We start from the raw sequence: 12,469 nt of genomic DNA, 5'->3' as shown, positions 1-12,469 counted from the left end.
TGCACGCGTCCAGCGGCAATGAATCGGGGATATGGCGGCGGTTCCTGGAGCTGCCGCAATTTGGCTTTGCTGGCGTGACCTTATGACGGGGTCAAACCAGGAAGGCCCATCATGAAGAAATCCGTTGCAGCACTCTATCTTGCCGCTCTGTCCTTGCCGGCTGCCTCCAGCGCGCTTGCCGAGGATCTGGTGATTCCGCTTCCCGGGGATACGACGGTTGAAAAAAACGATGCCGTCTATCGGTGCGGCGCCGAGACGGTGGAGGCGGTTTATTACAACGCCGGCGACATCAGTCTTGTTCGGCTGGGCTTGAAGGACGGCGTTATCGTCGCCGCCAATGTCGTTTCAGGCTCCGGAGCAAAATACCAGGGCGGCGCTCGTGTCTGGTGGTCCAAAGGAGACGAAGCCGATCTCTACGATGTGATGGCGGATCCGGACATGAAACAGCCGGTTCATTGTGTGGAAGAGAAAAAAACCTGATCGCCATGATATTCATGGAGCGGCGGCAGGGCGGTTTTGAAAACCGTGCCATGCCGCCGGTCAGTGTCAGGCTGCATGCTCAGCCAAGAACAAGCGACGCTACAAGCGCCAGCAGAATGAGAGAACTGGCGACGACGCCAAGCTTCATTCGGCGAAGACGACGGGTACGTCCGCCGCTCCAGTCATAAGCCATTGGGAGCTCTACCTTTCTTTTTATTATTATGACTTATAAGTAGCTCCCTAGGCTTGCCCGTGGCTGACCTCAATTGCCAGAATCCACCGGCGACAAATCACGATTTCCCAATCTTCTCCGGATGTTGCAGCGAAGGCGACAGCTGATTCCCTGCTCGTTCCACCAACGCAAAGGCCGGGTGGTCGGTGAGCTGGCCCCCGTCATGCAAAAGGCCCGGAAAGCGAGGCTTCCGGGCCTTTTGAAAGTGTGTTTCTGCAGGTGGCTCAGCCGAGATAGGCCTGAATGTAGGGCAGGACTTCGAGCGTGCCGTGATACAGCATGTTGAGCGCCACGTAGATGATGACCATCAGGCCGAGATAGGAAATCCAGCGGTAGCGGTGCAAAAGCTTGGCGACGAAGTTGGCTGCAAGTCCCATCAGCGCGATCGAGACGATGAGTCCGATGACCAGAACAGTCACATGTTCCTGCGCGGCGCCGGCGACGGCGAGCACATTGTCCAGCGACATGGAGACGTCGGCGATGACGATCTGGGTTGCTGCCTGGAAGAACGTCTTGTGGCCCTTGGTCAGGTCGGCCTCTTCATCCGTCACCTCGTCCTCGATGGATCCCGAAGCTTCGCGCAGTTCGCTCCACATCTTCCAGCAGACCCAGGCGAGCAGCAGGCCGCCAAAGAGTTGCAGGCCGACGATGGCAAGAAGCTGTACGGTGACGGCGGCAAACCCGATGCGGAGAACCGTGGCGGCGATGATGCCGACAAGGATCGCCTTGCGGCGGAGATGCGCGGGAAGACCGGCGGCGGCAAGGCCGATGACGATGGCGTTGTCGCCTGCCAGAACGAGATCGATCGCAATGACCTGTAAGAATGCCGTGAAACCGGCGGCTGTGAAGATTTCCATTGGCTGGTCCTGAAACGGATAGAGAGGCGGCGCGGGGAAAAGCGGCGGTCGAGACATGCATGGTAGCGCGGCAGCGCCCGTTTCCGCTCGCCCGTCTCCCCCCCGGCGATGAAGTGTCCTTAAGCCATCGAGCCGCCCCAGGTAAAGAAGTTGTGATGGAAATATCTTAATTAGTGATCGGCGCGACTGAAAAGGCGGCTCGTCTGTATCTCTGTGTGATGCCACGGCGCGGGTTTGAATGTCGCAAAACATACACCATATACGCCCCACAAGGCACGCTTAGAGCGCGCGCGAAGGCGCTTTCACAATTAAGTCTTGCGCATTCGCTTACAAAGCCTTAAACGGCGACACCAAACCGGTTCGCCGGGGAAACTACTTCACGTTCACAGGAAGCAATTCACATGGCAAAGAGCAAGTTTGAGCGGACGAAGCCGCACGTCAACATTGGCACGATCGGTCACGTTGACCATGGCAAGACGTCGCTGACGGCAGCAATCACGAAGTTCTTCGGCGAGTTCAAGGCGTATGACCAGATCGACGCGGCTCCTGAAGAGAAGGCTCGTGGTATCACGATCTCGACGGCACACGTTGAGTACGAGACGGCCAACCGTCACTACGCTCACGTTGACTGCCCCGGCCACGCCGACTACGTGAAGAACATGATCACCGGTGCTGCCCAGATGGACGGCGCGATCCTGGTTTGCTCCGCCGCTGACGGCCCGATGCCGCAGACGCGCGAGCACATCCTGCTTGCCCGTCAGGTTGGCGTTCCGGCCATCGTCGTGTTCCTCAACAAGGTCGACCAGGTTGACGACGCCGAGCTTCTCGAGCTCGTCGAGCTTGAAGTTCGCGAACTTCTGTCGTCCTACGACTTCCCGGGCGACGATATTCCGATCATCAAGGGTTCGGCGCTTGCTGCTCTTGAAGATTCCGACAAGAAGATCGGTGAAGACGCGATCCGCGAGCTGATGGCTGCGGTTGACGCCTACATCCCGACGCCTGAGCGTCCGATCGACCAGCCGTTCCTGATGCCGATCGAAGACGTGTTCTCGATCTCGGGCCGTGGTACGGTTGTGACGGGTCGCGTTGAGCGCGGTATCGTCAAGGTTGGTGAAGAAGTCGAAATCGTCGGCATCCGTCCGACCTCGAAGACGACTGTTACCGGCGTTGAAATGTTCCGCAAGCTGCTCGACCAGGGCCAGGCTGGCGACAACATCGGTGCACTGGTTCGCGGTGTTAACCGTGACGGCGTCGAGCGTGGTCAGATCCTGTGCAAGCCGGGTTCGGTAAAGCCGCACAAGAAGTTCAAGGCAGAAGCCTACATCCTGACGAAGGAAGAAGGCGGCCGTCATACGCCGTTCTTCACGAACTACCGTCCGCAGTTCTACTTCCGTACGACTGACGTGACCGGCATCGTGACGCTTCCTGAAGGCACGGAAATGGTTATGCCTGGCGACAACGTCACCGTTGACGTCGAGCTGATCGTTCCGATCGCGATGGAAGAAAAGCTGCGCTTCGCTATCCGCGAAGGCGGCCGTACCGTCGGCGCCGGCATCGTTGCCTCGATCGTCGAGTAATCTTAAGGCCTGAAAAGGCTTGACGAAAAACCCCGCTGGAGACAGCGGGGTTTTTTGTTTTGTGTCTCGCGCCTGGAGGATAGGAGCTTTCGTTCCTCGGTCCCGGCTGCTACTTCATTGCTGGGGAGATGATGAGGAGTATCATGAAGAAGCGCATTCTGTTTACCGGTGGTTCCGGCAAGGCCGGACGGCATGTGATCCCGTGGCTCATCGACAAGGGATATGAGGTCCACAACATCGATCTCGTTCCGCTCGACAGGCCGGGCGTGACCAATCTCATCGTCGATATCACGGACAGCGGGCAGGTTTTTAATGCCCTTTCCATGCATCGGAACTTCGCGGAGCTCGAAAGCGGGAAGGGTGTTCTGCCCTTTGATGCGGTGATCCATTTTGCTGCGGTTCCACGCATTTTGATCAAGCCGGACAACGAGACGTTCCGTATCAACGCCATGGGAACCTATAATGTCATCGAGGCCGCGATAAAGCTTGGCATCCGAAAGGTAGTAATAGCATCGAGCGAGACCACATACGGGGTCTGTTTCGCCGAGGGCGAGAAGGATTTTCACCACTTCCCGCTTGAAGAGGACTACGATGTCGACCCGATGGATTCCTACGGACTGTCGAAGGTGGTGAATGAAAGAACCGCGCGGGCATTTGCCGAGCGAAGCGGATACGACATTTACGCGCTGCGAATCGGCAATGTCATCGAACCCCATGAGTATGAGAAGTTTCCCGATTTCTTTGCCCATCCGGAAACACGCAAACGCAACGCCTGGGGCTACATCGACGCACGTGACCTCGGCCAGATCTGCCATCTTTGCATCGAAAAGGATGGCCTCGGTTATCAGGTCTTCAATGCCGTTAATGATACAGCTACGGCAACGGTGCCCACGCGCGAGCTTGCCCGGACATATTTCCCTCAGGTGCAATTCCGCCGAGAGATCGGAGAGCATGAGGGATTGATCTCCAACCGCAAGATTCGCGAGATCCTTGGTTTCAAGGAAGAGCATGACTGGCGGAAATACGTCAAAACCTGACGGGTGCATGATTTTCGGGGGCAGAGTGGAAAAAACAAAAAACACACTTGCCATTCTTTTCCCTGCACCTTAAAGGAGCGCATACCGAATTGGCCAAGCGATTTCGCGGCCGGTTCAGGTGATTAAGGGGTATAGCTCAGTTGGTAGAGCGGCGGTCTCCAAAACCGCAGGTCGGGGGTTCGAGCCCCTCTGCCCCTGCCACTTTCCATTCGCAAGCGCGGTTTTCGCTGCATGGCAGATGGGGCCGGTTTACCGGCGAATTTCGCCGAATGTCGATTTCCTCTTGTTAAAAGTGGAATCGGTGTTTATGTAGGGTCAAAACAGACACGCGGTGCGTGGGGCTGATTAGTTCGGCTTTACGCGCCGTAATTGCGTGGGCAGTCAATGGCATCCAAAACCAATCCGTTTACGTTTCTGCAGCAGGTTCGCGCCGAAGCGTCAAAGATCACTTGGCCGTCGCGCCGCGAGACCATGATTTCGACGGCTATGGTGCTGGTGATGGTCATTTTCGCGGCTCTGTTCTTTTTTGCTGCTGACCAGCTCATTGGCTGGATTCTCAGCCTTGTGCTGAACGTCGGCCGGTAACGGATTGAACGGAGAGTAAAGATGGCAGCGCGCTGGTATATCGTTCACGCATATTCGAATTTCGAAAAGAAGGTCGCCGAGTCGATCGAGGAAAAGGCCCGTCAGAAGGGTCTGGACCATCTTTTCGAGAAAATCCTCGTGCCGACCGAAAAGGTGGTCGAGGTGCGCCGCGGCCGCAAGGTCGATAGCGAGCGCAAGTTCTTTCCGGGTTACGTGCTGGTGCGCGCCAACCTGACGGATGAGGCTTATCACCTCATCAAGAACACGCCGAAGGTCACCGGTTTCCTCGGTTCGGACAGCAAGCCTGTTCCGATTCCGGATTACGAAGCCGAGCGTATCCTTGGTCAGGTTCAGGAAGGTGTCGAGCGTCCGAAGTCTTCGGTTTCGTTCGAGATCGGCGAGCAGGTTCGCGTCTCCGACGGTCCTTTCGCGTCGTTCAACGGCGTCGTTCAGGACGTGGACGAAGAGCGTTCGCGCCTGAAGGTGGAAGTTTCGATTTTCGGCCGCGCAACGCCGGTCGAGCTGGAATACAATCAGGTCGAGAAGGTCTGATTGGCGGGGCGATGCCCCAAGCGCGTGGAAGGCTAACTGGCTCTTTAAGCCGGGGCAGGGCGCCGCACCACGCAACCGCAGCCGCCGGAGAAATCCGGCTTAAGAGAAGCCGGGCAACCGGTTTGAATTGAAAGGCAGAGAGATATGGCTAAGAAAGTTGCAGGCCAGCTCAAGTTGCAGGTAAAGGCTGGGTCGGCCAATCCGTCCCCGCCGATCGGTCCGGCACTTGGTCAGCGTGGCATTAACATCATGGAATTCTGCAAGGCGTTCAATGCCGCCACGCAGGAAATGGAAAAGGGTATGCCGATCCCGGTCGTCATCACCTATTACCAGGACAAGTCCTTCACCTTCGTCATGAAGCAGCCGCCGATGACGTACTGGCTGAAGAAGGAAGCAAAGATCACCTCCGGTTCCAAGACGCCTGGCAAGGGCGCCAAGGTCGGCTCCATCACCAAGGCTCAGGTCAAGTCGATCGCTGAAGCCAAGATGAAGGATCTGAACGCAGCCGACATCGAAGGCGCAATGGCAATGGTTGAGGGCTCTGCCCGCGCCATGGGCCTGGAAGTGGTAGGTTGATCATGGCCAAGGTAGCAAAGCGCATTCAGAAGATCCGCGAAGGCGTGGATCCGAACAAGCTCTACGTTCTCACCGACGCCATTTCGATGGTCAAGGAACGTGCAGTCGCCAAGTTCGACGAAACCGTTGAAGTTTCGATGAACCTCGGCGTTGACCCGCGCCATGCGGACCAGATGGTTCGTGGCGTTGTCAACCTGCCGAACGGCACCGGCCGTGACGTTCGCGTCGCCGTCTTCGCCCGTGGCGCCAAGGCTGATGAAGCCACCGCTGCCGGCGCTGACGTTGTTGGTGCGGAAGAGCTGGTTGAAATCGTTCAGGGCGGCAAGATCGACTTCGATCGCTGCATCGCGACCCCGGACATGATGCCGCTCGTCGGCCGTCTCGGCAAGGTACTCGGCCCGCGTGGCATGATGCCGAACCCGAAGGTCGGAACCGTGACCATGGACGTTGCCGGTGCTGTCAAGGCATCCAAGGGTGGCGCTGTCGAATTCCGCGTCGAAAAGGCCGGTATCGTACACGCTGGCGTTGGCAAGGCTTCGTTCGACGCCAAGGCTCTTGAGGAAAACATCAAGGCTTTCGCCGATGCGGTCATCAAGGCAAAGCCGGCTGGCGCCAAGGGCAACTATGTCAAGCGCGTCGCCATCTCCTCGACCATGGGTCCGGGCGTCAAGATCGACCCTTCGTCGGTTACGGCTTAATCAATTCTCGCGCTTCCGGAGTGAAGTGTGAATAAAAGAATTTCCGGCTCCCAGGAGCCGGAGATTTCCGGGGAAACCCGGAACTCCTGTCCGAGATTGCGGGTGGCCATGTCCTTCGGGGCCGGGCCTTAATCATTTAGCCTGCATGAGACGGGTGAGGCTGGATTTGAGGCATCTGTCGATGCCTGACTGTCCGGTTCGAACCTGGTGTGCCTGTGCCTGAAGCCGTTTGCGGCGACAGAGCGGGGGACAGGATCCTCGAGCGTCGCTCGGGATCTTTGTAAAAAGGTCCCTTGGGGCAAAGGCAAACCCGACGGGTTCACAATCATGTGGCCCCGTCTACTGGAGACAGACAGTGGAAAGAGCGGAAAAACGCGAATTCGTCACGGAGCTGAACGAAGTCTTCAAGGCTTCCGGTTCGGTTGTCGTGGCCCACTATGCTGGTGTCACCGTTGCGCAGATGAACGACTTCCGTTCGAAGATGCGCGCTGCCGGAGGCACCGTCAAGGTCGCGAAGAACCGCCTGGCCAAGATCGCTCTTCAGGGTACGGAGTCGGAAGGGATGACCAATCTCTTCAAGGGACAGACGCTGATTGCATACAGCACTGACCCGATGATCGCTCCGAAAGTCGTCATGGATTTCGCCAAGACCAACGACAAGGTCGTTGTTTTGGGCGGCGCCATGGGCGCAACCACGCTCAACGCCGAAGCAGTCAAGTCGCTCGCGACCCTGCCTTCGCTGGACGAGCTGCGCGCAAAGCTGCTGGGCCTTCTCAATGCCCCGGCAACTCGCGTCGCTACGGTTGTCGCCGCACCTGCAAGCCAGCTGGCTCGGGTGTTCTCGGCTTACGCCAAGAAGGACGAAGCCGCTTAAGGCGGTTTTTCGCTGTAAATATTCAAACTGGTTCGAACTGAACAAAAGGAACTATCAAAATGGCTGATCTCGCAAAGATCGTAGAAGACCTCTCCTCGCTGACCGTTCTGGAAGCTGCAGAACTGTCCAAGCTTCTCGAAGAAAAGTGGGGCGTTTCCGCTGCTGCTCCGGTAGCCGTTGCTGCTGCTGGCGGCGCTGCTGCTGCTGCTGCTCCGGAAGAAGAAAAGACCGAGTTCGACGTTATCCTGGTTGACGCTGGCGCCAACAAGATCAACGTCATCAAGGAAGTTCGCGGCATCACCGGCCTCGGCCTCAAGGAAGCCAAGGACCTCGTTGAAGGCGCTCCGAAGCCGGTCAAGGAAGCCGTTTCCAAGGCTGAAGCTGCTGATCTCAAGAAGAAGCTTGAAGACGCAGGCGCCAAGGTTGACGTTAAGTAATCTTGCGATTGCTGGCGGGAAGGGGCTTAATGCCCCTTCCCGTCGTCATCGTTTTTAAAACTCATTACCCAAAAGCCGCGTGAAAATGGCTTTTGGGTAATGGGTTCTTCAAGAGAATGGTTCCGAACCGGCTCATCAAGGCAATCCGGCCTGATCGATCCGGGATGTGGAACGAGATTGAGGATACCCATTGATTGACGGGATCGACTGGCCATCGGTTCCCGTCCGTTGCAGGCCCGGATGCAATTTTTAAAGGAGCGACGATGGCTCAGACCCTTTCGTTTAACGGTCGCAGGCGCGTACGCAAGTTTTTCGGCAAAATTCCAGAAGTAGCGGAAATGCCGAACCTCATTGAGGTTCAGAAGGCTTCGTACGACCAGTTTCTCATGGTTGACGAGCCCAAGGGTGGCCGTCCCGACGAGGGATTGAATGCCGTTTTCAAATCCGTATTCCCGATCACCGATTTTTCCGGCGCCTCCATGCTCGAATTCGTATCCTACGAATTCGAAGCGCCGAAGTTCGACGTCGAGGAATGCCGTCAGCGCGATCTGACCTATGCAGCGCCGCTCAAGGTGACGCTGCGCCTCATCGTGTTCGATATCGATGAAGATACGGGCGCGAAGTCCATCAAGGACATCAAGGAACAGTCCGTCTACATGGGCGACATGCCGCTCATGACCAATAACGGCACGTTCATCGTCAACGGCACCGAGCGCGTCATCGTTTCGCAGATGCACCGTTCGCCGGGCGTGTTCTTCGATCACGACAAGGGCAAGAGCCATTCTTCCGGCAAGCTGCTCTTTGCTGCCCGTGTCATTCCGTATCGCGGTTCCTGGCTCGACATCGAGTTCGACGCCAAGGATATTGTCTATGCGCGTATCGACCGTCGCCGCAAGATCCCCGTGACCTCGCTGCTGATGGCGCTTGGCATGGACGGCGAAGACATTCTGTCGACCTTCTACACCAAGGCTTCCTATGAGCGCGACGGCGACGGCTGGCGTATTCCGTTCCAGCCCGAAGCGCTGAAGAACGCCAAGGTCGTCACCGACATGATCGACGCCGATACCGGCGAAGTGGTCGTCGAGGCCGGCAAGAAGCTCACGCCGCGCCTTATCCGCCAGCTCTCCGAAAAGGGCCTCAAGGCGCTGAAGGCGACCGACGAAGACCTTTACGGCAACTATCTGGCCGAAGACATCGTCAACTACGAGACGGGTGAAATCTATCTCGAGGCCGGCGACGAAATCGACGAGAAGACCCTCGGTCTGATCCTGCAGTCCGGTTTTGACGAGATTCCGGTTCTCAACATCGACCACGTCAATGTTGGCGCCTATATCCGCAATACACTGTCTGCCGACAAGAACGAGAACCGCCAGGAAGCCCTGTTCGACATCTACCGCGTCATGCGTCCGGGTGAGCCGCCGACCATGGATTCGGCGGAAGCGATGTTCAACTCGCTGTTCTTCGATGCAGAGCGTTACGATCTTTCGGCCGTTGGTCGCGTGAAGATGAACATGCGCCTCGATCTCGACGCGGAAGACACCGTGCGCACGCTGCGCAAGGAAGACATCCTCGCCGTCGTGAAGATGCTGGTCGAACTGCGCGACGGCAAGGGCGAAATCGACGACATCGACAACCTCGGCAACCGCCGTGTGCGTTCTGTCGGCGAACTGATGGAAAACCAGTATCGTCTGGGCCTTCTGCGCATGGAACGTGCGATCAAGGAACGTATGTCCTCGATCGAAATCGACACCGTGATGCCGCAGGACCTGATCAACGCGAAGCCGGCAGCTGCTGCCGTTCGCGAATTCTTCGGTTCCTCGCAGCTGTCGCAGTTCATGGACCAGGTGAATCCGCTTTCGGAAATCACCCACAAGCGTCGTCTTTCGGCTCTTGGACCGGGTGGTCTGACCCGCGAGCGCGCCGGCTTCGAAGTCCGCGACGTTCACCCAACCCACTACGGCCGTATTTGCCCGATCGAGACGCCGGAAGGCCCGAACATCGGTCTGATCAACTCGCTTGCAACCTTTGCCCGTGTCAACAAGTATGGCTTCATCGAGAGCCCGTACCGCAAGATCACCGACGGCAAGGTCACGAACGACGTTATCTACCTCTCCGCCATGGAAGAGGCGAAGTATTACGTCGCGCAGGCCAACGCGCCGCTCAATGAAGACGGTTCTTTCTCGGAAGAGTTCGTCGTCTGCCGTCACTCGGGCGAAGTTATGCTCGCACCGCGTGACAACATCAACCTGATGGACGTTTCGCCGAAGCAGCTCGTTTCGGTTGCAGCGGCTCTCATACCGTTCCTGGAAAACGACGACGCCAACCGCGCTCTCATGGGCTCGAACATGCAGCGTCAGGCCGTTCCGCTTCTGCGGGCGGAAGCGCCGTTCGTCGGCACCGGTATGGAACCGATCGTTGCTCGCGACTCCGGCGCTGCCATCGCAGCTCGCCGCGGCGGTGTCGTCGACCAGGTCGACGCGACGCGTATCGTTATCCGCGCCACGGAAGATCTCGATGCAGGCAAGTCCGGCGTTGACATCTACCGTCTGCAGAAGTTCCAGCGTTCGAACCAGAACACCTGCGTCAACCAGCGTCCGCTGGTGTCCGTCGGTGATATCATCTCCAAGGGTGACATCATCGCGGATGGTCCGTCGACCGACCTCGGTGACCTGGCTCTCGGCCGTAACGCGCTCGTCGCGTTCATGCCTTGGAACGGCTACAACTACGAAGACTCGATCCTGATGTCGGAGCGTATCGTTTCCGACGACGTGTTCACCTCCATCCACATCGAAGAGTTCGAAGTGATGGCGCGTGACACGAAGCTTGGTCCGGAAGAAATCACGCGCGATATTCCGAACGTTTCGGAAGAAGCGCTGAAGAACCTCGACGAAGCCGGTATCGTCTACATCGGTGCAGAAGTTCAGCCAGGTGACATCCTCGTTGGCAAGATCACGCCGAAGGGCGAAAGCCCGATGACGCCGGAAGAAAAGCTTCTGCGCGCCATCTTCGGTGAAAAGGCTTCCGACGTTCGCGACACCTCCATGCGCATGCCTCCGGGCACGTTCGGTACGGTCGTGGAAGTCCGCGTCTTCAACCGTCACGGTGTGGAGAAGGACGAGCGCGCGATGGCTATCGAGCGCGAAGAGATCGAGCGTCTGGCGAAGGACCGTGACGACGAGCAGGCGATCCTCGACCGTAACGTCTACGGCCGTCTGATCGACATGCTGCGTGGCCAGGTTTCGATTGCCGGTCCGAAGGGCTTCAAGAAGGGCGTCGAGCTCTCCAACGCCGTCGTCTCCGAATATCCCCGCTCGCAGTGGTGGATGTTCGCCGTCGAGGACGAAAAGGCCCAGGCTGAGATAGAAGCACTTCGCGGCCAGTACGACGAATCCAAGTCGCGCCTTGAGCAGCGCTTCATGGACAAGGTCGAAAAGGTCCAGCGCGGCGATGAAATGCCTCCGGGCGTCATGAAGATGGTCAAGGTTTTCGTTGCCGTTAAGCGCAAGATCCAGCCGGGCGACAAGATGGCCGGCCGTCACGGTAACAAGGGCGTCGTCTCGCGTATCGTTCCCGTCGAGGACATGCCGTTCCTCGAAGACGGCACGCATGTCGACATCTGCTTGAACCCGCTCGGCGTGCCGTCGCGCATGAACGTCGGCCAGATCCTCGAAACCCACCTCGCATGGGCATGCGCAGGCATGGGCAAGAAGATCGGTGAGATGCTCGAAGAGTATCGCAAGACGATGGACATCAGCGAGCTTCGCAGCGAGCTGACGGAAATCTATGCGTCTGAAGCCAATGACGAGGTTCAGCGTTTTGATAACGACTCGCTCGTCAAGCTCGCCGAAGAAGCCAAGCGCGGTGTTTCCATCGCGACTCCGGTTTTCGACGGTGCGCATGAGCCTGACGTTGCCGCGATGCTGAAGAAGGCAGGTCTGCATGAATCCGGTCAGTCCGTCCTTTACGACGGCCGTACCGGTGAGCCGTTCGACCGCAAGGTCACCGTCGGCTACATGTACATGATCAAGCTGAACCACCTTGTCGACGACAAGATCCACGCTCGTTCGATCGGTCCTTACTCGCTCGTTACCCAGCAGCCGCTGGGCGGCAAGGCGCAGTTCGGCGGTCAGCGCTTCGGGGAAATGGAAGTCTGGGCTCTGGAAGCATACGGCGCGGCTTACACGCTGCAGGAAATGCTCACCGTCAAGTCGGACGACGTGGCTGGTCGCACCAAGGTTTACGAAGCGATCGTCCGTGGCGACGACACCTTCGAAGCCGGTATCCCCGAGAGCTTCAACGTTCTCGTCAAGGAAATGCGGTCGCTCGGCCTGTCCGTCGAGCTGGAAAACTCGAAGATCGAGAACCAGCCCGAAGACCAGCTGCCTGACGCGGCGGAATAAACACGACAGAGGCGGGCGCCTGAGAGGGCGCCTGCCGGTTTCCCGAGCGGTCTTTGCGGTTCGGGATACTTTCGCCGCATTATGCGGTTAATCCGTATTTAAAGCTCTGGACGGCGACCCGGGAAGAAGCCGGTCCAGATGCAAACAGGGGCAGCAGCTAGCCT

At 57.9% G+C, this 12,469-nt stretch carries 11 protein-coding genes and 1 tRNA gene; 11 read left to right on the top strand and 1 reads right to left on the bottom strand.

The annotated features are described in order from the left end of the window. Positions 1–111: 111 nt before the first annotated feature. Positions 112–480, top strand: a complete 369-nt coding sequence (locus EYD00_RS08100; RefSeq protein WP_022556541.1) for an MliC family protein — start codon at positions 112–114, stop codon at positions 478–480. Between the two features lie 456 nt (positions 481–936). On the opposite strand, the gene EYD00_RS08090 is transcribed toward EYD00_RS08100, so the two are convergent. Continuing rightward, positions 937–1,569 carry a TerC family protein gene (locus EYD00_RS08090; protein WP_004442646.1) on the bottom strand — a complete coding sequence of 211 codons (633 nt, stop codon included), beginning with the start codon at positions 1,567–1,569 and terminating at the stop codon, positions 937–939. 401 nt (positions 1,570–1,970) lie between these two features. Here EYD00_RS08090 and tuf point away from each other — a divergent pair, with 401 nt between their 5' ends. From tuf to rpoB, 10 genes are all read left to right on the top strand, one after another. Continuing rightward, positions 1,971–3,146 carry an elongation factor Tu gene (gene tuf, locus EYD00_RS08085; RefSeq protein WP_004442617.1) on the top strand — a complete coding sequence of 392 codons (1,176 nt, stop codon included), beginning with the start codon at positions 1,971–1,973 and terminating at the stop codon, positions 3,144–3,146. Between the two features lie 143 nt (positions 3,147–3,289). Next, the gene (locus EYD00_RS08080) at positions 3,290–4,183 is read left to right on the top strand and encodes an NAD-dependent epimerase/dehydratase family protein (RefSeq protein WP_004442645.1); all 894 of its coding nucleotides are present in this window, start codon (positions 3,290–3,292) and stop codon (positions 4,181–4,183) included. 125 nt (positions 4,184–4,308) lie between these two features. Next, a tRNA-Trp gene (locus EYD00_RS08075) sits at positions 4,309–4,384 on the top strand. A 183-nt stretch (positions 4,385–4,567) separates the two neighbouring features. Continuing rightward, positions 4,568–4,768 carry a preprotein translocase subunit SecE gene (gene secE, locus EYD00_RS08070; protein WP_004442643.1) on the top strand — a complete coding sequence of 67 codons (201 nt, stop codon included), beginning with the start codon at positions 4,568–4,570 and terminating at the stop codon, positions 4,766–4,768. Between the two features lie 21 nt (positions 4,769–4,789). After that, positions 4,790–5,320 carry a transcription termination/antitermination protein NusG gene (gene nusG, locus EYD00_RS08065; protein WP_003523721.1) on the top strand — a complete coding sequence of 177 codons (531 nt, stop codon included), beginning with the start codon at positions 4,790–4,792 and terminating at the stop codon, positions 5,318–5,320. A gap of 144 nt (positions 5,321–5,464) precedes the next feature. After that, a complete protein-coding gene (rplK, locus tag EYD00_RS08060) occupies positions 5,465–5,896 on the top strand; it encodes a 50S ribosomal protein L11 (RefSeq protein ID WP_004442641.1) in 432 nt (143 codons plus the stop codon). 2 nt (positions 5,897–5,898) lie between these two features. Next, positions 5,899–6,594, top strand: coding sequence for a 50S ribosomal protein L1 (rplA, locus tag EYD00_RS08055; RefSeq protein ID WP_003507704.1), 696 nt, complete (start codon positions 5,899–5,901; stop codon positions 6,592–6,594). Between the two features lie 355 nt (positions 6,595–6,949). After that, on the top strand, positions 6,950–7,468 hold the full coding sequence (rplJ, locus tag EYD00_RS08050) for a 50S ribosomal protein L10 (RefSeq protein WP_004442637.1): 519 nt from the start codon (positions 6,950–6,952) through the stop codon (positions 7,466–7,468). Positions 7,469–7,527: 59 nt separating this feature from the next. Beyond that, on the top strand, positions 7,528–7,905 hold the full coding sequence (rplL, locus tag EYD00_RS08045; protein ID WP_004442635.1) for a 50S ribosomal protein L7/L12: 378 nt from the start codon (positions 7,528–7,530) through the stop codon (positions 7,903–7,905). A 263-nt stretch (positions 7,906–8,168) separates the two neighbouring features. Further along, positions 8,169–12,305 (top strand): DNA-directed RNA polymerase subunit beta, encoded by a 4,137-nt coding sequence (gene rpoB / locus EYD00_RS08040; RefSeq protein ID WP_034495659.1) that lies wholly within the window; start codon positions 8,169–8,171, stop codon positions 12,303–12,305. Positions 12,306–12,469: the final 164 nt, after the last annotated feature.

Origin of the sequence: Agrobacterium sp. 33MFTa1.1, from assembly GCF_004328495.1 — a bacterium.
GTDB lineage: Bacteria > Pseudomonadota > Alphaproteobacteria > Rhizobiales > Rhizobiaceae > Agrobacterium > Agrobacterium pusense.
This window is presented reverse-complemented; position numbering and strand designations above follow the sequence as displayed.

What these genes read in the sequence shown, in the direction of transcription:
- rplK (WP_004442641.1), top strand. Translation starts at nt 5,465, where the DNA reads ATGGCTAAGAAAGTTGCAGGCCAGCTCAAGTTGCAGGTAAAGGCTGGG.
- EYD00_RS08100 (WP_022556541.1), top strand. Translation starts at nt 112, where the DNA reads ATGAAGAAATCCGTTGCAGCACTCTATCTTGCCGCTCTGTCCTTGCCG.
- EYD00_RS08090 (WP_004442646.1), bottom strand. Translation starts at nt 1,569, where the DNA reads ATGGAAATCTTCACAGCCGCCGGTTTCACGGCATTCTTACAGGTCATT.
- rplL (WP_004442635.1), top strand. Translation starts at nt 7,528, where the DNA reads ATGGCTGATCTCGCAAAGATCGTAGAAGACCTCTCCTCGCTGACCGTT.
- rpoB (WP_034495659.1), top strand. Translation starts at nt 8,169, where the DNA reads ATGGCTCAGACCCTTTCGTTTAACGGTCGCAGGCGCGTACGCAAGTTT.
- EYD00_RS08080 (WP_004442645.1), top strand. Translation starts at nt 3,290, where the DNA reads ATGAAGAAGCGCATTCTGTTTACCGGTGGTTCCGGCAAGGCCGGACGG.
- secE (WP_004442643.1), top strand. Translation starts at nt 4,568, where the DNA reads ATGGCATCCAAAACCAATCCGTTTACGTTTCTGCAGCAGGTTCGCGCC.
- tuf (WP_004442617.1), top strand. Translation starts at nt 1,971, where the DNA reads ATGGCAAAGAGCAAGTTTGAGCGGACGAAGCCGCACGTCAACATTGGC.
- nusG (WP_003523721.1), top strand. Translation starts at nt 4,790, where the DNA reads ATGGCAGCGCGCTGGTATATCGTTCACGCATATTCGAATTTCGAAAAG.
- rplA (WP_003507704.1), top strand. Translation starts at nt 5,899, where the DNA reads ATGGCCAAGGTAGCAAAGCGCATTCAGAAGATCCGCGAAGGCGTGGAT.